This window comes from Acinetobacter sp. 197 (assembly GCF_048148385.1).
In the GTDB taxonomy this organism is placed as follows: Bacteria; Pseudomonadota; Gammaproteobacteria; order Pseudomonadales; family Moraxellaceae; genus Acinetobacter; species Acinetobacter pecorum.
In genome coordinates this window covers 56,612-81,208 of record NZ_JAYWZK010000005.1, presented here as the reverse complement: position 1 = coordinate 81,208, position 24,597 = coordinate 56,612, and the positions used below count along the sequence as shown (strand labels likewise).

At 45.2% G+C, this 24,597-nt stretch carries 16 protein-coding genes and 1 pseudogene; 11 read left to right on the top strand and 6 right to left on the bottom strand.

Translation table 11 applies throughout. The annotated features are described in order from the left end of the window. Positions 1–12: 12 nt before the first annotated feature. Positions 13–663 carry a response regulator gene (locus tag VXQ11_RS06650; RefSeq protein WP_064095039.1) on the top strand — a complete coding sequence of 217 codons (651 nt, stop codon included), beginning with the start codon at positions 13–15 and terminating at the stop codon, positions 661–663. Between the two features lie 79 nt (positions 664–742). Here VXQ11_RS06650 and VXQ11_RS06645 read toward each other — a convergent pair whose 3' ends face one another. Both VXQ11_RS06645 and VXQ11_RS06640 read right to left on the bottom strand, forming a co-directional pair. After that, a complete protein-coding gene (locus VXQ11_RS06645) occupies positions 743–1,504 on the bottom strand; it encodes a hypothetical protein (protein WP_064095038.1) in 762 nt (253 codons plus the stop codon). 416 nt (positions 1,505–1,920) lie between these two features. Continuing rightward, a complete protein-coding gene (locus tag VXQ11_RS06640; RefSeq protein WP_416705697.1) occupies positions 1,921–5,412 on the bottom strand; it encodes a PAS-domain containing protein in 3,492 nt (1,163 codons plus the stop codon). Positions 5,413–5,595: 183 nt separating this feature from the next. Between VXQ11_RS06640 and VXQ11_RS06635 the strand changes: the two genes are divergently transcribed. The 4 genes from VXQ11_RS06635 (at position 5,596) to VXQ11_RS06620 (ending at position 10,722) form a co-directional block, all read left to right on the top strand. Next, positions 5,596–5,928 (top strand): DUF485 domain-containing protein, encoded by a 333-nt coding sequence (locus tag VXQ11_RS06635; protein ID WP_004281374.1) that lies wholly within the window; start codon positions 5,596–5,598, stop codon positions 5,926–5,928. Between the two features lies 1 nt (position 5,929). Next, positions 5,930–7,636 (top strand): cation acetate symporter, encoded by a 1,707-nt coding sequence (locus VXQ11_RS06630; protein ID WP_416681415.1) that lies wholly within the window; start codon positions 5,930–5,932, stop codon positions 7,634–7,636. 233 nt (positions 7,637–7,869) lie between these two features. Then, on the top strand, positions 7,870–8,586 hold the full coding sequence (locus VXQ11_RS06625; RefSeq protein WP_416705696.1) for an ion channel: 717 nt from the start codon (positions 7,870–7,872) through the stop codon (positions 8,584–8,586). A gap of 171 nt (positions 8,587–8,757) precedes the next feature. Beyond that, positions 8,758–10,722, top strand: coding sequence for a BCCT family transporter (locus tag VXQ11_RS06620; RefSeq protein WP_416705695.1), 1,965 nt, complete (start codon positions 8,758–8,760; stop codon positions 10,720–10,722). A 67-nt stretch (positions 10,723–10,789) separates the two neighbouring features. Here the strand turns inward: VXQ11_RS06620 and VXQ11_RS06615 are convergent, their stop codons facing one another. Then, positions 10,790–11,731, bottom strand: coding sequence for a putative porin (locus tag VXQ11_RS06615; RefSeq protein ID WP_416705694.1), 942 nt, complete (start codon positions 11,729–11,731; stop codon positions 10,790–10,792). Positions 11,732–11,872: 141 nt separating this feature from the next. Beyond that, complete coding sequence (gene omp33-36, locus VXQ11_RS06610) at positions 11,873–12,769, bottom strand: porin Omp33-36 (protein ID WP_064102623.1); 897 nt, start codon at positions 12,767–12,769, stop codon at positions 11,873–11,875. A gap of 1,123 nt (positions 12,770–13,892) precedes the next feature. Between omp33-36 and VXQ11_RS06605 the strand changes: the two are divergent. Both VXQ11_RS06605 and VXQ11_RS06600 read left to right on the top strand, forming a co-directional pair. Continuing rightward, a pseudogene (locus VXQ11_RS06605) lies at positions 13,893–15,599 on the top strand (diguanylate cyclase). Positions 15,600–15,727: 128 nt separating this feature from the next. Beyond that, positions 15,728–16,195, top strand: coding sequence for an HIT family protein (locus VXQ11_RS06600; protein WP_064095029.1), 468 nt, complete (start codon positions 15,728–15,730; stop codon positions 16,193–16,195). Positions 16,196–16,348: 153 nt separating this feature from the next. Here the strand turns inward: VXQ11_RS06600 and uvrA are convergent, their stop codons facing one another. After that, positions 16,349–19,180, bottom strand: a complete 2,832-nt coding sequence (uvrA, locus tag VXQ11_RS06595; RefSeq protein WP_416705693.1) for an excinuclease ABC subunit UvrA — start codon at positions 19,178–19,180, stop codon at positions 16,349–16,351. A gap of 335 nt (positions 19,181–19,515) precedes the next feature. Beyond that, positions 19,516–20,184 carry a thiaminase II gene (tenA, locus tag VXQ11_RS06590; RefSeq protein ID WP_144724791.1) on the bottom strand — a complete coding sequence of 223 codons (669 nt, stop codon included), beginning with the start codon at positions 20,182–20,184 and terminating at the stop codon, positions 19,516–19,518. Between the two features lie 222 nt (positions 20,185–20,406). Here tenA and VXQ11_RS06585 point away from each other — a divergent pair, with 222 nt between their 5' ends. The 4 genes from VXQ11_RS06585 to ahpC all read left to right on the top strand — a co-directional run bounded on the left by VXQ11_RS06585 (position 20,407) and on the right by ahpC (position 24,528). Continuing rightward, the gene (locus VXQ11_RS06585) at positions 20,407–21,495 is read left to right on the top strand and encodes a DUF475 domain-containing protein (protein ID WP_416705692.1); all 1,089 of its coding nucleotides are present in this window, start codon (positions 20,407–20,409) and stop codon (positions 21,493–21,495) included. Positions 21,496–21,648: 153 nt separating this feature from the next. Next, entirely contained in the window at positions 21,649–23,013 is a 1,365-nt protein-coding gene (locus VXQ11_RS06580; RefSeq protein WP_253100074.1) for an MFS transporter, read from the top strand. A 51-nt stretch (positions 23,014–23,064) separates the two neighbouring features. Beyond that, positions 23,065–23,652 (top strand): single-stranded DNA-binding protein, encoded by a 588-nt coding sequence (gene ssb / locus VXQ11_RS06575; protein ID WP_004281391.1) that lies wholly within the window; start codon positions 23,065–23,067, stop codon positions 23,650–23,652. A gap of 312 nt (positions 23,653–23,964) precedes the next feature. Beyond that, complete coding sequence (gene ahpC / locus VXQ11_RS06570) at positions 23,965–24,528, top strand: alkyl hydroperoxide reductase subunit C (RefSeq protein ID WP_005105379.1); 564 nt, start codon at positions 23,965–23,967, stop codon at positions 24,526–24,528. Positions 24,529–24,597 lie beyond the last annotated feature (69 nt).

Here is a 24,597-nt window from a genome sequence, read left to right as displayed (position 1 = left end):
CTCACGTTGCCTATGAATATTTTAATCGTTGATGATCATCCACTATTTCGTCATGCCCTGATTCAGGCTGTACGTTATAGTCTGCCACAAGCCCAGATTCATGAAACTGCGGCAGTCAATGAATTTTATGAACGTCTAGAAAATGGCCCTGAGCCTGATCTTGTGCTCTTGGATTTAAACCTGCCGGGCGCATCCGGGTTTTCTGCCTTGGTGCATGTTCGCGCACAGTATCCGTCTTTACCGATTATCGTCGTGTCTGCGCATGAAGAAGTCAGCATCATCCAGCGCGCTATTGCGCATGGTGCGATGGGCTATATTCCTAAATCTGCCCACCCAAGCCATATTGGTGAAGCGATTCGCGAAGTACTGGAAGGTGAAATCTGGTTACCACCCAATCTGTCGGCCAATATGAACTTTGATCCGCGTGCTGCCGATGAAACGGCTTTGGCCGAACGGATCCAGTCTTTGACACCGCAACAGTTCCGGGTTTTGATGATGGTAGCTGAAGGTTTATTGAACAAGCAGATTGCTTATGAACTGGATGTATCCGAAGCCACCATTAAAGCCCATGTCACGGCAATTTTCCGTAAGCTGGGTGTACAGAACCGGACGCAAGCAGTATTGGCCATTAATGCGCTGAATATTGAAGACCGCAAAATGTAGGCTTCTGCTATTCGAATTGAAGAAGACCTCATTGGAGGTCTTTTTTATGAAAAAAATGAAGTGAAAAGATATAAAGATATTAGGCGATATAATCCTGTTTGCGAGTAAAATCATCACAAAACAGCGGATTTAAGGCACATTGCAGTTCATCAATCTGCTCTTCGGTGACATAACCTTTGGATTTCAGATATTCTGCCACGCGATCATCACGCAGACTCAGGAAGGTCGCGTCATATACCCCTAGATCTACAAACAGTGCCGCAGTTTCCAGACTGTTGAAACGGTCCAGATAAACTTCATTGTCATACATCAGGAAGATGTGATCGTCCGGTGCAGTCGGGTCAACATGTAAACGCTGTGCCAGCTCATGTGGGCAGGTTTTGATAAATAACAGATCAGATAGCTCGTCGAACTGGCTGGTATCCAGGCAATCTTCTTCATTTTTGACCTTGCCCAGCCACGCTTTAAATACCAGTACTGCACCACCACGCAGTAGCATGCTCCAGATCTGCTGCCGGGTTGCTGCGGGGAGATCCCTGGCTTCAGCTTCAAGAGACTGAATTAATTTATCTTCCTGTTCAGCAATCTTTTCAAATAAACCCAGACCTTGTGGCTTGTAGGCATAAGGTTCAAAGACATCAAAATGTAATTCATCAAAGACTTGCAGCGCCAGCGGGACTGCACTCTGATACAGCGTTTCCAGTGCCTGATACTGGGCATCATTCAGCTTGCTGTATTTAAAAATTTGTGTCCAGTCAATGTTTGGCAATAGGGCATTGGCACCATATTGACGGTGAAACTGCTGAGTCTGATTCAAGTCATGGTTTTGATCTATGTTCATGTGAAGAACTCCGATATACAGAAAAATAGATCAGCTGCCAAAGGAATCAAGGCATGTATATGAGATGGAAACTGATCGTTTCTTTTCCTCTATTTTTAAAGCCAAGTGCAGGGGATAAAACATACGACTAAAGTTATAGGAATAAAAAATCGATCTTTAATTTTTATAAAAAACATCAGCATAAATAATTGTAACTAAGTGTACACATGACCATTAATACATTCGTCAGTTTTTGCCATAGTGAATTGAAAAATGATCATTTTGGTCAATTTATTGAGCGATATTTTCGGAGTTTTTACTGCTTTTAGCACATTGGAATAAATTTTATGCAATTAAAGTAATTCTATGTAGCAGATGAGTATAAAAAATGCCCATTTCAGGAGCTGAAATGGGCATTGATCGCGGTCAAAATCTGCTCAGGTGTCAGAAATTTTCAGTCCGGATAGCCAAGAACGTAACGAGGCCGGTTTTAGCGGCTTTTTCAGCAGAACAATGTTCAGCTCTTTGAGACGCTGTGGCAGTTCCGGATCGGAATCGGCCGTAATCAGGGCGACCGGAATATCGCTACGACGATGTTCCAGAATAAAATCCAGACCAATTTTGTCTTGGTTAAGATGTTGATCTATCAACCAGACCTGAATATTTTCCTGTTCAATCAGCTGCTGTGCCTGTTCCGGTTCAGTGGCCTTGAAGACCTGATAGCCCCATTTACTTAATAAGGTGGACATGCCTTCGAGGATGGTTTCATCATTGTCCAGACACAGAATCCTAAAAGCTTTGCTCTTTAGAGGAACAGTCTGAACTGGTGCTGCCACAACTTTCGGTGCTTCAACCACAGGTACTTCAATCATAAAGCAGGAGCCTTTACCCAACTCGGAGAAGACATATACCGGATAGTCCAGCATGCTGGTCATACGCTGTACGATCGCCAAGCCTAAACCAAGACCCTGTTCACCCCAAGGCGAGGTATGGCCGCAACGTTCGAATTCCTGAAACAGCTTGATGCGCTGTTCTTCAGCAATCCCCGGTCCGGTATCCCAGACGCCAATGCGGATATGATCTGGCTTGCTACCCGAACGTAACACGCCGACCACGACTTTACCTTTTGCGGTATAACGCAGGGCATTACTGACAAAGTTCTGGATAATGCGGCGAATCCATTGCGGATCGGTATCAATCCAGAACTGCGCATCATGCACACTGAACTGGATGCCACGCTGTGCAGCAATCGATTTGAACTGGAGTTCCAGATCGCGCAGCAGGTCATGCAGCGGATAAGCCTGACGTTTAGGCTGAATGGTGCCGCCTTCCAGTCGGGCAATGTCCAGCAGGGCAGACAGCATGCTTTCGGCACCATGCAAGGCACGATCCAGTTGCTGCAAGGTCTTGCGGTCTTCGTCATTCTGTACACTTTGTTCAAGTGCGGTACTGAACAGCCGCGCAGCGTGCATCGGCTGTAACAGGTCATGACTGGCTGCAGCAATGAAGCGGCTTTTTGACATATTGGCCTTATCTGCCTGTTCTCGTGCCAGTTGCTGCTCGGACAGGGCATCGGCGAGCTGCTGGGTACGGTCCTGAACCCGCGCTTCAAGTACGGCTTCATTTTCACGGAAAGCGGTAATATCGGCAAAAGTGGTAACGAAACCGCCCCCTTCAATCGGATTACCGCGCATCTGAATCACTCGGCCATCTTTACGAATCCGTTCAAATTCATGGGCACTACCGACCTGCATCCAGTGAATCCGCTTACGGACATGTTCTTCCACCGAACCCGGACCACATTCACCACGTTCAGCGTTATAACGAATCAAGTCGGCGATCGGACAACCGACATAGACAATATCAGTGGGATAATCAAACAGTTTCAGATACTGATTGTTCCAGGCCACCAGACACATGTTTTCATCGACCACGCTGACCCCTTGGGTCATGTGATCAATCATGGTCATGATCAGGTTCTGGTTAAAGCGTTGCCATTGTGAGGCCTGATCGAGAATATTGGCGACCTGACCCAAGGCCAGACCATTGTTGACCATGGCGGTAGTAAGCAGGGTACGTGCTGAAGCTGCCCCGATGGTTCCGGCCAGATACTGTTCAGTAAAACGCCACCACATACCATTGGCACTGCTGTTTTCATTCAGCTCAACGCTGTTTTGGGTACAGAACTGCTGGAAAGCACGTGTGGTTGGGCCTTCACCAGTAATTCGTTTGGCCAGGGTAATCAGGTCACCGACTTTTAAACGTGCGACATCCTGATGGGAATAGCTGACTTCGGTAGAAGGACTCTGTGAGGGTAAGGGCTTGGTTTCATAATAGAAGAAACTTTCCGCCTGAATCTGCTCGGCCACACTTGGACGGAAGATACGGGAAATCCAGATATACAGCAGGGTGTTTAAACCCAGCGCCCAGACCACCCCATGCGTCAGTGGGTCAAAAGATTCAAAACCGATCAGGGCTTCTGGTCGTAACCAGTTCCAGCCAAAAGGACCATGAGTGAGCAGGCTTTGGCTGAAGCCTTTATAGGCTTCAGGCAGGCTGCGCAAAATGGTTGGAAACAGCAAAGTATAGGCCCACAGGGCAAAACCAGTTAACAGTCCGGCATATACGCCCTGTTTACTGCCACCGCGCCAGTACAGGCCGCCAATCAGGGCAGGAGCGAATTGTGCCACCGCACTAAACGCCAGCAGGCCAAAAACCGAGAGCTGATCAATATCATTGAAGAAGTTGAAGAACAGAAAGCCCATCAACATTACACCCAGAATGCAGACCCGGCGGGTAAATTTCAGTACCAATGGTAAGCGCTTGTCATGCCGTGAAATCAGTTTTAAGCGCCATAATGCCGGCATAATCAGGTCATTGCTGAGCATGATCGACAGGGCTACGGAAGACACCAGTAGCATGCCGGTAGAGGCAGAAAAACCGCCCAAGAAGGCGAGTAAAGTGAGCCAGTCCTGATTATAGCTGAGTGGTAAAGACAGTACGGCTACATCCGGAATGGCCAGATATTGGGGTGCTGCATGCAATGCCCAGCTGGCAATTGGAATAATCGCCAGGGTAGTTAAAATCAAATAAACTGCGAACCAGCGCCGTGCACCGCGGATATGTTTTTCATCGCGCAGTTCCACCACCGCCACATGGAATTGGCGTGGCAGGCAGATAATTGCCAGTGCCGCCAGAAGGGTCTGAATCCAGAAGCTTTGTGGTACGCCAAACAGTTGCACCTCACGAAAAGTGGTGCTGATATCATGACTGATCTGTGCCATATTTCCTGGTGCTTCAAACATGAAGAAACAGGCCACAGCCAGTAAGGCAAAGAGCTTTACAAACGACTCAAATGCTACAGCCAGCATCAGACCGCCATGCTGTTCAGTATTGGCAATCTGACGGGTACCAAACATCATCGCCAGTATTGCCAGAACCCCGGTCAGAAACAGTACGCCATTGGTCGTGCCGGTTACACCTGCGGAAGGCTCCAGAATGACGGCGGCACTCAGGGCAATCGCACGTAACTGTAAGGCCAGATAAGGCACAATCGCCACCACCGCCAGAATGGTCACCAGCGAGGCGAGGGGGCCACTTTTACCATAGCGGGCAGCGACAAAGTCTGCGATTGAAGAAATAGCATGATGCTGCCGAACCCGTCCCAGACGGCGCCAGATGTCATAGCCGACAGCAACAAAGAGCAGCGGACCCAGATAGATCGGCAGGAAAATAATGCCTTCACGTACCGCAGCACCCGTGGCGCCGTAAAAGGTCCAGGAGGAGCAGTACACTCCTAAAGTTAAACTAAACAATAGCATGCGCCCACGGGTACTCAGCCGGCTGGCATGTTTTTCCCCGTAGAAAGCGCAGATAAAGAGTAATGCGATATAGAGGGCGAGTACCCCTATGATGAGCCAACTGTTCATATAGCCTGATGTGTACTGAGCATGCCGCTATGATAACGCATCGTGAACGCTACAGTTTAAATTGATCATTTTTTAACGACCAAAGTCTAAATTACAAGCACCTACGATTATTGTTAACTTGCAACAGTGATAATTCGAATTAAAAAATAGGCAGCCCAAGGTTGGGCTACAGGAGTAGTAATTATGGATGAGGTACAAGTAGATCGTATTCTACAAAATCCAAAATTCAAGGAAATGGTCCGCAAGAAAAGTATGCTCAGCTGGACGTTGACCGGCATTATGCTATTTGTCTATGTGGGTTTCATGTTGCTGGTTGGTTACAACAAAGAATTTCTATTGTCTTCAATTTCAGGTGGTGTGACCACGTGGGGTATTCCACTTGGTCTGGGTATCATTGTCCTGTCGTTTATCTTGTGTGGTGTGTATTCCTACATTGCCAATAACAAACTTGATCAATTGACTGAAGAAGCAATCCGTGAAGTCGAAGCGATTGCGCATGAAAAAGGACACCACTAAGATGAAATGGAATTCTCTTATTGCCCTGGCGACCACGATAGTGGCTTCAGGCGTTGCATTGGCTGGTCCTGATCTGGGTGCAGCAGAACAGCAGGCGACCAACTGGCACGCGATTATCATGTTTGTGATTTTCGTAGGTGCTACGCTGTTTATTACTAAATGGGCAGCGAAACAAACCACCAATACCAAAGACTTCTATACTGCCGGTGGCGGTATTTCCGGTTTTCAGAATGGCCTGGCGATTGCCGGTGACTATATGTCAGCCGCATCTTTCCTGGGTATTTCCGCGATGGTGTTCCTGTCCGGTTTTGATGGCTTGCTTTATTCACTGGGTTTCATGGTGGGCTGGCCGATCGTATTGTTCCTGGTGGCAGAACGTCTGCGTAACCTGGGTAAATACAACCTGTCAGACGTAGTGTCTTTCCGTCTACAGGAAAAACCGGTACGTACCTTGGCTGCTTTAAGCTCGCTGGTTGTGGTCGCGTTCTACCTGATTGCACAGATGGTGGGTGCAGGTCAGCTGATCAAACTGCTGTTCGGTCTTAACTATAATATTGCAGTGGTCATTGTGGGCTTGTTAATGATGGCCTACGTAATGTTCGGCGGCATGTTGGCGACCACTTGGGTACAGATTATCAAGGCGGTGATGTTATTGTCTGGTGCAACCTTTATGGCATTTATGGTCATGAAAGGTGTAGGCTTCAGCTTTACCAACATGTTTGAACAGGCCATTGATGTCTATGCAAAAGTGCATGACTTGAGCCTGGCAGATGCGACCAAGATCATGGGGCCAGGTAGTCTGGCGTCTAACCCGATTGATGCGATCTCTTTGGGTCTGGCATTGATGTTTGGTACGGCAGGTCTTCCACATATCCTGATGCGTTTCTTCACGGTAAAAGATGCGAAAGAAGCACGTAAATCAGTAGTGGTAGCAACAGGCTTTATTGGTTACTTCTACCTGCTGACCTTCATCATTGGTTTCGGTGCGATCCTGTATGTATCGAATAACCCGCAATTCCTTGATGTTGCGAAAATGGCAGTGACTGGCAAGCTGGAGCTGGTCGGTGGTAATAACATGGCGGCGGTTCACCTGTCTGATGCAGTCGGTGGTGACCTGTTCATGGGCTTTATTTCTGCAGTTGCATTTGCCACGATTCTTGCAGTGGTTGCAGGCTTGACTCTGTCAGGTGCCTCAGCTATTTCGCATGACTTGTATGCCAACGTCCTGAAGAAAGGCCAGACTACACCTGCCTCTGAACTACGTATGTCTAAGATTGCGACTTTAGGTCTTGCGATCTTCGCGATGATTCTCGGGATTCTGTTCGAGAAACAGAACGTAGCCTTCATGGTAGGTCTGGCGTTCTCGGTTGCAGCATGTGCCAACTTCCCGGTACTGGTATTGTCCATGTTCTGGAAAGGTTTGACGACACGTGGTGCCGTGATTGGCGGTGTGGCAGGTCTGGTGACTGCTGTAACCTTGATTGTACTGTCTAAAGCAGTATGGGTAGATACTTTGGGTATTTCCGATACACCAGTGAATCCGTTCAATGGCCCAGCAATCTTCGCGATGCCATTGTCATTCTTCTGCTGCTGGTTGTTCTCTGTGACGGATAGCTCGGCACAGGCTCAGGCAGAACGCAAAGCCTTTGATGCCCAGTTTGTACGTTCACAAACCGGTCTTGGTATCTCCGGCGCATCGGATCACTAAGATTGGCGTTACACAAAAAAAGTCCCGTGAGGGGCTTTTTTTATGGGGGCATGATTATATTTCTTGTTAAAAGAAGTCCCGTATTGGAATGGATGAGCCAGATTTCTATAGTGTGCTATTTCAGTAATTTTCATACAAATCGCATATCTGCAAGCTGTTTTGAACATGCTATGTTAACGCTGCTTATAACAACAATGCGTTCCCTGCATGACAATAGCAACTAGAAGGTCATTATGAAGCAAACTTTACAGCAGTTCTGGAACAGCTTTACACAGCTGCCTTCTGCATGGCTGTTATGTCTGCAATTGCTGATCCTGATCTTGTCCGTTTTAAGTTATGAAAGTGTGTCTTACCGGGCGGGAACCTGGGTGCTTGGTGTGCTGGTATTACTGGTGATTGCTCGGGTCATTCGCCAGACCCCGATGTTTACTATTCTTGGACTCAGCTTTGTCGCCGGCGCGATTTTATTTTCCTCCCTGATTGTACTGGGGCTGCGTTATACCTGGATCCATGTTACCGCCAACCTGTTTGAAGCCGGGGCTTATTTCAGTGCAGCCTATGGCCTGCTGCGTTATATGTTTCATGATCGCTATCTGACCAAAGATGAACTCTTTGCTGCTGGTGCAGTATTTACCTTGCTGGCCTGGGGCTTTGCCTTCCTTTACAGTATTTGCCAGCTTCTGGTGCCCTACAGTTTTTCGGATCCTGACCTGCACGCCTATCAGCCTTGGCTGGACCTGCTTTTTCTCAGTTTCAGTGTACAGTCTGCAACAGGACTGTCCGATATGATGCCGGTCAGTCCGGTCGCCCGGATGCTGGCCATTGTCCAGATGTTTGTCGGGGTGATGTATCTGGCGCTGATTGTGTCACGCTTAATTGCCTTGCAATATATCTCGCGCCTGCCGCATAAAAATAACGTCAAAGACAGAGAGCACCCATCTGAATACTAAACCTTATATTTTTTATTTTATTTGTTACAGGAACTTAACGGCTTTATTTTTTCTAACCTCCTAAAATAACAGCAGATCTTGCTCTCATAGACTGAATCTGTTCCCGTATTTTAACTTTCTTAATAATTATTTGACGCTGTTTGTCGATCCAATTTTAAAAATGGAGGATGTATGCCTTCTGCGAAACCATCCTGGTTTGCCAATATCAATCCAAATGTTTTTATCAGTACTGTAAGTATTATTGCGATATTTCTAGCGCTGGTCATATTTGCGCCCGATGCTTTTTCACTTCTCACCCAGCAACTGAACCAGTGGATTACTACGTCCTTTAGCTGGTTCTATGTCTTGTCTGTGGCGATATTTCTGATCCTGCTCATTTATATTGCCCTGTCAGACATGGGTAAAATCAAGCTGGGACCTGACCATAGTCAGCCTAAATATAAAAATACCTCCTGGTTTGCGATGTTATTCACCGCAGGGATGGGGATTGGCCTGATGTTCTTTGGCGTAGCTGAACCGGTGATGCACTATGTCACGCCGCCGGCCGGAACGCCTGAAACGGTGCTGGCTGCACAGCAATCTATGCGGGTTACTTTTTTCCACTGGGGTCTGCATGCCTGGGCAATTTATACGCTTGTTGGCCTGTCGCTGGCTTATTTCGCTTACCGGCATCAATTACCCTTAAAAATCCGTTCGGCCCTATATCCGCTGATTGGTCAAAAAATCTATGGTCCGCTTGGAGATGGGGTCGATACGTTTGCCACCATTGGTACGATATTTGGTGTCGCCACAACACTGGGTTTCGGGGTTACTCAGATCAATTCAGGTTTGAATTACCTGTTTGGTATTGAACAGGCACCTAGCACTCAGGTGATCCTGATCATTGTGGTGAGTGCCATGGCAGCGACTTCTGTGTTTTTTGGATTAGATAAAGGAATTAAACGCTTATCTGAACTAAATTTAGTGCTTGCACTACTGTTGCTGATCTTTGTCTTTGTGGCAGGTCCAAGTATTTACCTGTTGCAGACCACTATTCAGAATGCCGGACAGTATGTTTCAAATCTGTTCAGTATGACTTTTAACCTGTATGCCTATCAGCCAAGTGGCTGGATTGGGGGCTGGACCATCATGTACTGGGCCTGGTGGATTTCTTGGTCGCCATTTGTCGGCATGTTTATCGCCCGGGTTTCAGAAGGACGAAGTATTCGTGAGTTTATCGTTGGCGTACTGCTGATTCCCACTGGATTTACCCTGATCTGGATGGGTTTTATGGGCAATGCCGCACTGTACAGCATTATGCATGAAGCCAATACCAGCTTGCTAGAAGCAGTTCAGCGTGATTCTTCAGTTGCCCTGTTTGAGTTTCTCAGTCATCTGCCTTTCAGTTCAGTGACCAGTATCATTGCGACGGTGCTGGTGATGCTATTCTTTGTGACTTCTGCCGATTCAGGAGCATTGGTGACTGATTATCTGACAGCAAAAAGTGAAAATTCACCGACCTGGCAGCGTCTGTTCTGGACCGTACTCATGGCTTTACTGGCGATCATCCTTTTACTGGCAGGCGGCTTAGAGGCACTGCAATCGGCCACGATCATGAGTGCCTTGCCATTTACCTTCATTATGCTGCTGATGTGCTGGGGTTTAATCAAAGCTTTGCATCTGGATGTCACCAAAATGCATGCACTGCAAGCAGCACGGATCACCCCGCGTGCCATCCAGAATCCGCGTAGCTGGCAACAGCGCTTAGGTCTAATCATGCATTATGCGCATAGCCAGGGTGAAGTACGTGATTATATTGAGACCACGGTCAGCAAAGCATTTAGCAGTTTTCAGGCTGAACTGAAACGGCGGCAGATACAGGTAAAAATTGCTCAACTGGAGGACGGTCTTGAGTTGCGGGTCGATCATCAGGATGAAATGAACTTTATCTATCAGGTCATTGCTACGCAGACTGTAGTACCAAGTTTTATGCCGGATGCTGACTCTCCCCAGTCTTATCAGGCAGAAGTCTTTTTAAGAGAAGGCGGGCAGGGCTATGATGTGATGGAATGGACACAAGAAGATCTGCTTCAGGACATCATTGATCAGTATGAACGTCATCTGCATTTTTTAAGTCTGGTGCGCACACCTGAGTAAACAGCTTCATAAAACAATAAAAAGGACGCATATTGCGTCCTTTTTTACTTCAGTATCTAATCAGAAATTAGAAACGGAATTTCGCATTAAGCGCACCTAGGTGTGCATCATTCGCACCGTATTCACCATCAGCATAAACGTAGCTTGCGCCAAGTGATACTGCTGGAGTCACAAAGTAACTTGCATTCACGCCAACTGCAGAGGTCGGCACGGTAGAGCTCTTGTAGCTGCCATCTGTATAAGAAACACCTAGACCCAGTTTAGGCGTTACATAAAGATCTGTTTTCAGTTGATACATCGTATCTTCGCCAGAAACTAAACCAGCTTCAAAACCGATAGCCATGTCAGTACCATCGATTGGACCTACATATTTAGTTCGTGCGGTGACTGCATCTTTCTTTTCACGGATCGCGCGCGATTCCATAGTTGCACTCATCAGACCATTATTTAAAATGTTGAAAGTATCTAAGGATTCTGTAGCAGCAATATTGGTATAACCTACCGCCATCAGGAAGTTTGGTAAAACCATGGCACCCAGCTCTAGTGCATAACGATCGCCAGAATCATCATTTTGAATTAAAGCAGTGAAATCATTTTTAGCGTCAGTTTTAGAGTGGTTATAAGATGCGCTTGCATATACTGGCACAACACTTGTAGGAATATAGGCTTCACCCTTAATGCCATAAGTGTGTTGTTCTGCATCAAACTCTTCATTTATCGTAACTGGATTACCATTCACATTAACTGTGCGGTTAATATCGGCAGTCAGCTGGCCAAAATTGTAGCCAGCAGAAATGCTGCTTGCTTGATTCAGGAAAGCAGATTCAGCTAATGGCCCTTTAGAAGCGTCGACATCTTTAAAATAATAAGTCCCTTGTACCCCAACGTTATAGTTACCATCGTTAAGTTCGGCATCGTAATAGCCTACAGTACCTTGTACTTCAGCTTGGTAGGCTTGGGCACCTGTCACAGCAAGTAATAATGCTGATGCTAAATAAACCTTTTTCATACGCATTCCAATTAAGTTAATGAAAAAACATTTGAATTTTCATGAATAAAAGTCAAAAGGTCAACCTTTAATCAGTAGTAAATTGCTAACAAAAAAGGACGCATATCGCGTCCTTTTTTATTTTCAGCATCTAATCAGAAATTAGAAACGGAATTTCGCATTTACACCGATCGTCTGTGTATCACGAACTTGAGCAGTTTTTGCAAGATTCGCTTCATAGTTAGCATTTACATAAGATGCGCCAACTGCAACAGCAGGGGTGATGAAGTAGTTAACGTTCGCGCCCCATGCTTTGTCTGGAGAACCCGTAAAGCTAGATTCCATATAAGAAGCACCTACGCTTAACTGCGGGTTAAGGAAAAGAGTTGTACCTAAGTTGTAGGCAGTGTCTTCGCCATAAACCAGACCGCTTTCAAAACCAACTGACATGTTGGTTCCGTCAATCGCGCCTACGTATTTAGTACGGGCAGTGATTGCATCTTGGTCTCCATTGATTGTTTGAGACTCTAAGCCTGCTTTAATAACACCGTTATTAAACATGTTGAACGCGTCATAAGACGTTTGGTCTGCGACGCTGGTATAACCAACAGCAACCAAGAAATTAGGAATCGGTAATACACCTACTTCTAATGCATAACGGTCGCCATTGTCATCCGCTTGACCACCTTTACCATCAGTAATGGTATGGCTATAAGATGCACTTGCATAAGCAGGAACAACTTGAGTCGGGATGTAAGCTTCACCTTTCACACCAAAAGTATGAGAAGTCTGGTCTTTGGCATCAGCGTCTACATCGTATTCGCCATATGTATAAGCAGCAGAAACGTTTGATGCCTGATTAAGGAAAGCAGCTTCAGCTAAAGGACCTTTAGTCGCATCAACATTTTTAAAGTAGTAAGTACCTTGAACAGCACCAGTGAAATCTTTGTCATTTACAGTATTGTCGATGAACTCTGACTGACCTTGAACTTCGAATTGATATGCTTGAGCACCGGTCATGGCTAATAATAAAGCAGTGGCTAAACCGAGTTTTTTCATGATATTTACCGTTTTGTTACAAGATGTGTACAGCTTGGAACATATTGTATTGTAACAATTTATTAAGTCAATCTGGTCTGCGATAGCTATTTTTTTAAGCTAAATAATTGTATTATTTTTGTGTAAATTTCATGTTTTTGATGAATCTCCTCTTTGTAGAAAAAATTCTTTTATAACAAAAGGTAAACTTTAAAATTAAAATCAAGTTCTAAAATTAAGGAGAAATTATGTTGATATTTTTATTTCTTAATTCAATTAAATTTAAAATTTAGATTGGTAAAATCAATTAATGGGAGGTGGAATTTTCCATAAATATGTCAACAAACTTAAACTATTCAGCTCATCAAATCTTTGATTGGGTTGATTATTTTTTAGCCTAAATAGGTCGGATGGCATGGTGGATGCCTATTTTTTAAGCTAAATAAGAATGTTTTATAATCTTGAGCGAAGCAATCGGCTTTACTTTTTTAAGAGAATTTTACATAATATAAAAATCAAGTTAGAGTTCACACTTTCAGGGTGATTTAGCCTGATTCTCCACAATTTTTTGTTTTATCGGCCCAGCTTTCCCCAAGGTTGGGCTTTTTTTTGCCCCGAATTTTTAATTTTAACGATCCTCGATTCCTGAGTTAAAACACTCAAGACAAAAGCAGATATATTAAGAATTGGATGGCACTAAAATGGTGCAATTTGAAAAGTAAAAATAGAATGAAAAAACTTAATAGTTAAAAAAAAACCCCAATTTTCATAGAAAACTGGGGTTTTTTCGCCAAAATTTGCGGGTAAACTAAAATATCTGCTGAGGAATAATTTAACTCGCCCTAATGCGGTGCATTATGCACCTCTTTGTTGCATGTGTAAATAGTGCAGAAAGCAAGTTTTTATATTTTTTTAACTATAAATATCTTCTTATTTTGATATGCGTTTATGTTGGGCTATAGATATAAAACTCTGCTGTATCGTCTGAAAGGAGCAATAGTACAGATTTTAAGAAGTTTAGATTAAAAAAATTATGAAAAACATAAGCTAACTAAGACTAAAGACTTTAAGAAAATCTGTTTTTATTTGTATAATAAACATTCTATTTGGATTTGTTTGTAATATTGGGGCGTAATACAACAGCATGAATACATTACGCTCTGAGTGGATCAGTAAACGTTTATACGGGTCGATGTCGATTATTATTTTGTGCTTACTCTGCATCTGTATTCCCTTGATCGTCAGTAGCAGTCAAAGCTATTTAAAATCCAGACAAACTTATCAACAACTTAATGCCTTGCAACAGGTCGCTGATCTGGCAAATAAAATTTCGCGTGAGCGCGCACCTGCCAATAAAGCCATGTCCAGTTCGGTGCAAGAATTTGCCAAGCATCAGCAAGAGTTAATCCGCTATCGGCAGCAGGTAGACCAGCAATTGTCCCTGACGACTGAAGTATTGGCAAAAGTCGGTTTTAACGATCTGAATCAGCAACTTTCACAGCTTGAAATCAGTCTGAAAAAAGGACGTGCACAGGTTGATGCTTATACCCGGATGCCACGTCAGCAACGTAATGCACAGGAAATGGATCAGGCAATTCTGGCGATGTTCGCTGCCTGGGAAAGTTGCCGCGAACTTTTGCGGGGTGTGGCAATGACTTCAGATAGCTCATCAACTCATCTAAAGAACTATATTAGCCAGATTCTATTTTTATCTGATTTGCGCGATCAGGCGGGGCGGGTTGCCTCGTCTGTCATGGCGCATGTGACATTTGACACCCCGCTCCCGACAGAAAATATTACCCGCTCTTTACAGACCTAGCATCAGGTGCGTTATCTGTGGTCATTAATTGATACCCTTCAACCTGCTCAAGATAAGACCGAGGAATTCATCCGTTTGCATCGGCGGGTAGAAACCGAGTTTATTCAGCAAGGTTTACCGATCGTCAGCGAGCTGATCGATGATAGTCTGGAGCAACGTGATTACCATTTAAGCGGAACCCAGCTGACTGAAGCGATCGTAGACAAATTTGCGACCGTGGTGGATCTGCAAAATTACCTGCTGCAATACAGTAGAGATGCAGCGATCCGGGAAATGAACAGCAATATGCAGCGTTTGACCTGGAGCATATTGTTGTCGTTGATTTCATTGCTGACCGCTATTTCTACCATGGTCTTTGCACGCAAACAGGTTTTTCTGCCGCTGATTCAGGCGCGTCGCCTGCTGTTGAATTTATCTAAAAATTCGGGTCGTCAAAAAATTGATATGCCGCTGCGTGACACGAGCCATTCGGATTCTCTATTTGCAGCCATTCAGAAATTGCAGCAGATGTTGCAGGAACGCGATGCCCTGGAATTTCGTTTAAAGAATATTGCCCACTCCGATTCTTTGACCGGATTATCCAACCGTTTTGCCCTGGAAGAATATATCCGCTTTCTGGAAAATCAGCCGGGTCAATTGAGCCAAACCTGTCTGATGATTATTGATATTGATCATTTTAAACAGGTAAATGATCAATATGGACATATTGTTGGTGATCAGGTCATTCAGCTGGTGGCCGAGCGTTTAAAAGCCAATGTCCGTGCTACAGATTTGCTAGTGCGTTATGGGGGTGATGAGTTTCTGGTACTGATTGAAAATATCCAGATGCAGCAGGCACTGATTGTGGCTGATAAAATCCGTGCTGAAGTGGCTGAGCGTCATATTGTGACTGCAACAGGAGATGAGATTAAGGTTTCGGTCAGTATTGGCGTAGCGATTGGTGCTGGCTCTTGGATAGCTTTATTGTCAAATGCAGATGATGCTTTGTTTGCGGCAAAGGCCAAAGGACGCAATGCGGTGGCTGAGGTTTAAATACACTGAATAGAATATTTAAAATTAATGTTTTGAAAGCAATCATCCTTAGATTTGGTAATGATAAAAATAGAATAAGTATCGTCCATTTAAATGATTGAAAATTATAAAATTCAGAAAGGTTTAAAATGAGTGAAAATTGTATCTTCTGTCAGATTGTGAAAGGTGAATTACCTTGTCATCTGATCGATGAAAATGAGGATTTTTTGGCTTTCCTCAGTATTTATCCAAATACCCTGGGCGTAACAGTTGTTATTCCAAAACAGCATTATTCTAGTTATGCATTTGAACTGAGCAATCAGGTTCTGGCAAATCTGGTTCTCTACACCAAACAGGTGGCATTAAGGCTGGATCATTATTTTGAAGATGTGGGTCGAACCGGCATGGTATTTGAAGGTTTTGGTGTTGATCATGTGCATGCCAAGTTATTTCCGATGCATCAGACTCAAGGCCTGCATAAGAATTGGCAACCTGTGAATTCGTCAATCGATAAATATTTCGATGCCTATGAAGGATATATTTCATCGCATGATGCGCAAAGAGCAGATGATCAAGAACTGGCGCAATTGGCTAAAGCAATTCGTTCAATAGTCTAGTGAAAGATAAAAAACGGTGAACGAATCACCGTTTTAGCATACTTATTACCTGAATAAAAAATCTCCCTAGCCCTAAGTCCTATATGACGTCAGATAAAGAAGAAAAATCCCTCCTTTTTCAAAGGAGGGTTGGGGAGGATTTAAAAAACTAAATCACTTCAACAACGGCTTCAAGAATTTACCTGTATGTGAAGCTTTGACTTTCACTACTTCTTCAGGCGTTCCTTCCGCGACAATCATACCGCCACCCGAACCGCCTTCAGGTCCCAAATCCACCACCCAGTCGGCGGTTTTAATTACGTCCAGATTATGCTCAATCACCACGATGGTATTACCCTTGTCACGGAGCTGATGCAGGATATCCAGTAGTTTGGCAATATCATGAAAATGCAGACCCGTGGTCGGTTCATCCAGAATATACAGGGTTTTACCAGTATCACGTTTGGCCAGCTCGCGTGCCAGCTTGACCCGCTGTGCTTCACCACCAGAAAGAGTGGTAGCAGACTGACCCAGACGGATATAACCCAGACCCACCTGATTCAGCGTTTCCAGACGACGGTGAATCACCGGAATGGCATCGAAGAAATGCATAGCATCTTCAACGGTCATTTCCAGTACATCGGAAATGTTCTTGCCCTTATAGTTCACTTCCAGCGTTTCACGGTTATAACGCTTGCCATGACAGGCATCACATGGCACATACATATCCGGCAGGAAGTGCATTGCCACCTTGATCATACCGTCACCTTCACAGGCTTCACAGCGACCGCCTTTTACGTTAAACGAGAAACGACCGGCGGCATAACCGCGTGCCTTGGCTTCCTGTGTCTGTGAAAACAGTTCACGAATCGGGGTAAATAGACCGGTATAGGTTGCCGGATTGGAACGTGGGGTTCGTCCAATCGGACTCTGGTCAATATCCACAACTTTGTCGAGGAATTGCAAACCATCAATCGATTCAAACTTTTCCGAAGTTAAAGTAGTGGCACCATTGAGCTGGGTTGCCGCCAAAGGTAACAAGGTGCGGTTGATCAGGGTAGATTTACCCGAACCGGACACCCCGGTAACACAGGTCATAATACCTAAAGGAATGGTCAGATCGACTTTTTTCAGGTTATGTCCGGATGCCCCCATCAGCTTGATCTGTTCCTCAGGCTTAGGCGGTTGAATCCGTTTTTTCGGCACTTCGATTTTTAATTTGCCGGATAAATATGTTCCGGTCAGCGAGTCAGGATTCGCCAGAATTTCATCATAAGTCCCTTCGGCAATCACATGTCCGCCATGTACGCCGGCACCTGGACCAATATCAATAATATGGTCAGCGGCACGAATCGCATCTTCATCATGCTCGACCACCAAGACGGTATTGCCCAGATCACGCAGACGGATCAGGGTTTGTAACAGACGGTCGTTATCACGCTGATGCAAACCAATCGACGGTTCATCCAGCACATACATGACGCCCATCAAACCGGCACCGATCTGTGAGGCCAGACGAATCCGCTGCGCTTCACCACCAGATAAAGTTTCCGCAGAACGCGACAGGCTGAGATAGTTCAGGCCCACCGAAACCAGAAAGTGCAGACGTTCACGGATTTCCTTGAAAATCTTGTCGGCAATTTCACCCCGTGCACCTTCCAGATGAATGCCTTGATAATAGCTTTCAGCATCGCCAATCGACATGCGGGTAATGTCGGCAATGGTCTTGTCCAGAATTTTCACATTGCGTGAAATTTCATTCAGGCGTGAACCATCACAGGCATCGCAGGCGGCATTGGACAGATACTGTGCCAGATCATCACGCACATAATTACTTTCGGTTTCACGATAACGGCGTTCCAGATGCGGCAAAATTCCTTCAAAGGGAATGACCCGATTATGGCGACGGCCACGTTCATCGATATAACTCAAATCAATTTTTTCTTTGCCGGTGCCGTACAGAAATTTTTTCTTGGTATCGGCATCCAGTTCATTCCACGGCGTTTCTAGAGAAAAACCGAAATGCTCGGCGACTTTCTGGATCATGCTGTAATAATATGGACGCTGACGGTCCCAACCACGAATGGCTCCCTGACTGACGCTAATCTCAGGGTTGGGAATCAGTTTGTCGGCACTGAAATGGCTGCGGGTCCCCAGACCGTCACAGACCGGACAGGCACCAAAGGGATTGTTGAATGAAAACAGGCGTGGTTCCAGTTCAGCCACAGCACGGTCACATTGCGGGCAGGAATGCTTGGCTGAAAACACGCGATCGTTATGTTCGCCTTTCATCCAAGATAAAATCGCGATATCGCCACCGAGACGTAGCGCGGTTTCAAAACTTTCGGCAATACGGTTACCCAGATCATCACGTACTTTAAAGCGGTCGACCACCACTTCAATGGTATGTTTTTTCTTTTTATCCAGCTCAGGTGGTGGATCAATTTCCATGATCTCGCCATCCACACGGGCGCGGACAAAACCCTGACTTTGTAGCTGTTCAAACAGCGCTGTATATTCGCCCTTACGTTCGCGCACGACCGGTGCTAACAATAACAGAGCAGTGCCTTCTTCCAGTGCTTTGACTGCATCGACCATTTCAGTGACTGTTTGTGCCACCATTGGCAGGTCATGTTCCGGACAATAAGGCGTTCCGACCCGTGCATAGAGTAGACGTAAATAGTCATAAATTTCGGTAATAGTGCCTACAGTCGAACGCGGGTTATGACTGGTAGATTTCTGCTCGATCGCAATCGCTGGGCTTAAGCCTTCGATCGAATCGACTTCCGGTTTTTCCATTTGGGAGAGGAACTGGCGGGCATAGGCTGACAGCGACTCGACATAACGGCGCTGACCTTCGGCATATAAGGTATCGAAGGCCAATGAGGACTTACCTGAACCAGACAGTCCCGTAATCACCACAAACTTGTCGCGTGGTATATCAAGGTTCACATTTTTCAGGTTATGGGTACGTGCGCCTCGAATACGGATGTGGCTTTGGCTCATGCAAGAATCCTAGAATATTCATCAAAAACTCTTATATGATACCGGATGAAAAATGTTCAAGTGCAAATAAAAGTATTTTAAACGTCAAGTTATGTCGGTGATTGGTCAAAAGATCAGTATAAAAGCAACTATTTAGAAACGGATGATGTATTTTTCCATTGAAATTCTGGCCAACCTTTTTATCAAGACGTTTAAATATGGATTCGACGTCTGCAAAAGGTTGAGTGCATGGAAGTGCAGAGTATCAATCAAGATGAATATTAAAACTATTTTGCATTATTTAAAATTTTTTAGAAAAAAAGCCCTGTATTGAACAGGGCTAAATTCAGCTTAAATTAATCCAGACCAGGCCACTGGCGTTGTTCATAAGCACTGTCCCAGAATAGCCATTCCAGGCGCGCTGCATGGGTATAAGCTGTATGCATTTTTTCTAGTGTATCGGCATCGACACGCGCTGCCACCCGATCCACGGTTGCAATCACATTACGCACGGCGGTATGGAAATCTTCCCCGGCATAGGTATCAATCCAGGCCTGATAAGGATTATTTGCTGCAGCATTGTCGACAATATCCTTGCCGACTTCTGCATAAATCCAGAAACACGGCAGCAACGAAGCCAATACCACCGGATAACTTTCGGCCCAAGCCGTCGCCTGCAAATAAGAAGTATAATGATGGCATGCCAGCGTCAACGGTGTCTGCTCAAATTGCGCCTTGCTAATACCAAAATCCTGCATAAAGCCATCATGCAGGCTGCGTTCTACCACAATTGCAATTTTAGCTGCTTCACTAAACTGGATAACGTCATCTGCCTCAAAAGCTTTGGCTGCACAGACTGCCAGCGCACGACCATAGGCCAGCAGATAATGCGCATCCTGAATCACATAATGGCTAAAGGCGTCACGGCTTAAGGTGCCCTGTGCCAGCTGCTGGTTAAAAGGCAACGCCAATGTCTTCTGATAAAGTTCGAGATTACGTTGCCATACATCTTGAGAGAAACTCATACTAAAATCCTGAGCAGTTGAGGTCTAAGCATGCAGCACTATAGCAAAGAACGCCCTGTTTAAAAGATCAACAACCTGGAAAAGCAGAAAATACTCAAATATGGCTCAGGAAGTGCTTTGGTTTAGATGACAAAAGTTTCATAATTGAGACAACTTCTGGTTTTAGTATTTCCCTGTAATTAAAGAAATACATTCAATGAAATTTATCTAAGGTCGATATGTATGTTGAAACATTTTGGTTTCTCAATTGCATTTTCGATTGTGTGTCTTGGTTTGTCTGCTTATTGGGGGTATACCCACGGTCCGGAAGCGGGCCTGCAAACCATGTTCACAGCACTGACCATCACCGCTATTCTGGCGATTATGGAAGTGTCGTTATCTTTTGATAACGCGGTTGTCAATGCATCTGTCCTTCGCGGCTGGGATCATTTCTGGAAAATGCTCTTCCTGACGGTCGGAATTTTAATTGCCGTTTTCGGGATGCGTCTAATCTTCCCGGTGGCCATCGTCGCGGTAACCGCAGACATGGGCTTTATGGAAGTAGTCCAGCTGGCCCTGAATGATCCAAAAGAATATTCGGCGCGTTTAATGGCACATCATCCTGAGATTGCAGCCTTTGGTGGTGCCTTCCTGTTGATGGTGTTCCTGAACTTCTTCCTGGACGAAGAAAAAGACACGCACTGGTTCAGAAGTGTAGAACGCCGTCTATCCAATATAGCCAGTGTTCCTGCAATGTCGGTCTTTATCGCCCTGGTGGCGCTGCTGATTATGGCGGCCAATGTGGTAGAGGCCAAGCGTCTGGTCGTGACGATGGCGGGGATCTGGGGTATTGTGATCTACATCGGGGTACAGGTTCTGAGCCATCTATTGGGTGGTGAGCCGGAAGTCGATGAAAATGGCAATGCAGTTCGTCATGACGAAAATGGCGTGCCTACTGGCGTGGTAAAAGCCGGTATCGGTGGCTTTCTCTACCTCGAAGTTCTGGATGCTTCCTTCAGTTTTGATGGCGTGATTGGCGCCTTTGCGATTACCTCGGATGTGGTGATTATCATGCTGGGTCTGGCGATTGGTGCGATCTTTGTCCGTTCAATGACGATTTATCTGGTTGAGCAGGGCACATTGGATGCCTATATCTACCTGGAACATGGTGCGCATTATGCCATCGGTGCACTGGCTTTCATTATGATTGCCAGCGGAACCGGTCTGCATGTACCAGAAGTGGTGACCGGTCTGATCGGTGTGGCTTTTATTGTCTGGGCAGTATTCGCCTCGATTCAGTACAAGAAACGTCAGGCAGCTTTAGACAAATAAAGCACTGTCCCTGAATGAAAGCGTAGCTCCGGCTGCGCTTTTTTTGTTTTTAGATTGGCATCATCTTTATTTCAAGTAAAATTCATGTCTTATTAATGAGCTGAATGTCCTATAATCTGGGCTCCAGATTAATTAACCCAATCGCCATAATTTATGATGAATGCTTTAGAACGTCGTTCAACCTTTGCCCTGAGCAGTATTTTTGCACTGCGCATGCTGGGGTTGTTTATGATTATCCCGGTGTTTTCTGTGGCAGGGCAGGCATATCAATATGCGACGCCTGCACTGATCGGTTTGGCGGTCGGGGTCTATGGTCTGACCCAGGCCCTGTTACAGATTCCATTCAGCCTGATTGCGGACCGTTATAGCCGTAAGCCACTGGTGGTTTTGGGGCTGCTCTTATTTGCGCTGGGCGGTGCGATTGCGGCCATGTCGGACACCATTTATGGCGTGATTATTGGCCGAGCGATCGCCGGTGGTGGTGCAGTATCTGCTGTGGTGATGGCGCTGCTGGCAGATGTCACACGTGAAGAAAACCGCATGAAAGCCATGGCAATGATGGGCATGAGTATCGGCCTGTCTTTTGTGGTGGCCTTTAGTCTTGGGCCTTGGCTAACGGGTCTGGTGGGCATCTCGGGATTATTCTGGGTGACTACGGTGATGGGCCTGGCGGCGATTGCCATGCTGTTGATGGTGCCTAAGGTCACGCGGCATCATCAAAACTTTCAGCAAGGCTATCTGGCACAGTTGAAACAGGTAATCAAAATCGGAGATCTGAATCGTCTGCATGTGTCGGTTTTTACCCTGCATTTATTGCTCACCGCGATGTTTATCTATGTACCTTCGCAGCTGATCGAATTTGCTGATCTGCCACTGTCCAGTCATGGCTGGGTATATTTGCCGCTGTTGGTGCTGAGCCTGTTTTTTGCTTTTCCAAGTATTATCCTGGCAGAAAAATACCACAAAATGCGCGCGATTTTTCTGGTGGCCATTACTGGCATTATTCTGGGCCTAATGGTGATGGCATTTGGTTTTGAATCCAAATATGTCTTGCTGATTGGTCTAGGGCTGTTCTTTATTGCTTTTAATGTGATGGAAGCCTTGTTGCCGTCCTGGTTGTCGAAAGCGGCACCGATCCAGTCCAAAGCCACCGCAATGGGCATAAATGCCAGCAGCCAGTTTTTAGGGGCGTTCTTTGGCGGTATGATTGGCGGACAATTATTACTGCTGAACAATACCTCGATGGGCTGGAGTATCCTGACAGGGATTGCGATAATCTGGCTGCTGATGAGTTTTGGCCTGGCACAGCCACGCTATCTGTCATCGCTGGTGTTGCGTTTGCCGGAAAGCAGACAAACTGACGAATGGACTTCTCAGCTTTTGGCGATTCGTGGTATTGAAGAGGTCGTGGTGATGTCTGAACAGCAAGTTGCCTATGTAAAAGTCGATAAACAGCAGATTGATGATGCTTCGCGACAACAATTAACGCACTTGTTGGGTAAAGAGGTAGCCATTTAAGCATAACTCTTATAAAGTAAAATACAGAAATATATAGGAAGTAAACGGCAAATGCGTGGTGTAAATAAAGTTATTTTAGTGGGTACTTTGGGTAAAGATCCGGAAACCAAAACTTTTGCAAATGGTGGCTCTCTCACTCAATTCTCGATCGCAACCAGCGATTCGTGGACAGATAAAAGTACCGGTGAACGTAAAGAACAAACGGAATGGCACCGTATCGTGTTGCATAACCGTTTAGGTGAAATTGCACAGCAATATCTTCGTAAAGGCTCAAAAGTATATATTGAAGGTTCATTACGTACCCGTCAGTGGACTGACCAGAATGGTCAGGAGCGCTATACGACGGAAATTCGTGGTGAACAAATGCAGATGTTAGACTCTAGCCGTCCTCAAAATGATCAGGGCGAGAGCAGCTTTAACCAGCCACGCTTTAATAACAATAATCAGGCGAACAACAACCAGGGCGGTTATGGCAATAACCCGCAATCAGGTTATGGTTCAGCACCACAGCAAGGCGGTTTTAACAACAACCAGGGCGGCGGTTATGGCAACAATAACCCGAGTGGTTTTGCGCCAAAATCTGCACCTGCTCCAACAGCAGCACCTGCAGCAGATCTAGATGATGACCTTCCATTTTAGATCTATTAGAACGGTAAATCATCATTAAAACCCACCTGAAGGCGGTGGGTTTTTTATGTCTTGAAGATTGGTATTGAGTTTGCATAAAGCCCGACTTATTAGAAGAATCATAAGTGTTAAAGCATTATCTTGCTTTTGATCAGCACAACTCTGCATCGAGAAAATAAATGAGATTAACAATACTAATAGAAATTAATGATCTAAAAAAGCGATCATTTTTATAAAAACTTGCGGTTTTACCTATTTTGAAATTTTTCGTATTCTAGCTTCACAAGATAAGCAATCCCAGAAATAAGCCAGAGGAAATATCTCATGAGTTTAATCAATACTGAAATCAAATCATTCAATGCAACTGCTTACCACAATGGTCAGTTCATCGAAGTTTCTGAGCAAGACCTGAAAGGAAAATGGTCAGTGGTGTTTTTCTATCCTGCAGATTTCACCTTTGTTTGTCCAACTGAATTAGGCGATCTTGCTGATCAGTATGCTGAATTCCAGAAAATGGGTGTAGAAATCTATGGCGTGTCTACCGATACTCATTTCACCCATAAAGCTTGGCATGATACCTCTGACGTGATTGGTAAAATCCAGTATCCATTGATTGGTGATCCAACCTGGACTTTGTCTAAAAACTTCGAAGTACTGATTGAAGCTGAGGGTTTGGCAGATCGTGGTACTTTCGTGATTGATCCAGAAGGTAAAATCCAGATCATTGAAATCAACGCGGGTGGTATCGGCCGTGATGCACAAGAGCTTCTGCGTAAAGTGAAAGCTGCACAATATGTACATGCGCACCCAGGTGAAGTTTGTCCGGCAAAATGGAAAGAAGGTGAAGCAACACTTGCACCATCCATCGACCTGGTGGGTAAAATCTAATTCATACCTGCTTTTTTGCAGCAAAAGATCCAGCACAAGTTGCTGGATTTTTTAATTCTTAATTCAGCT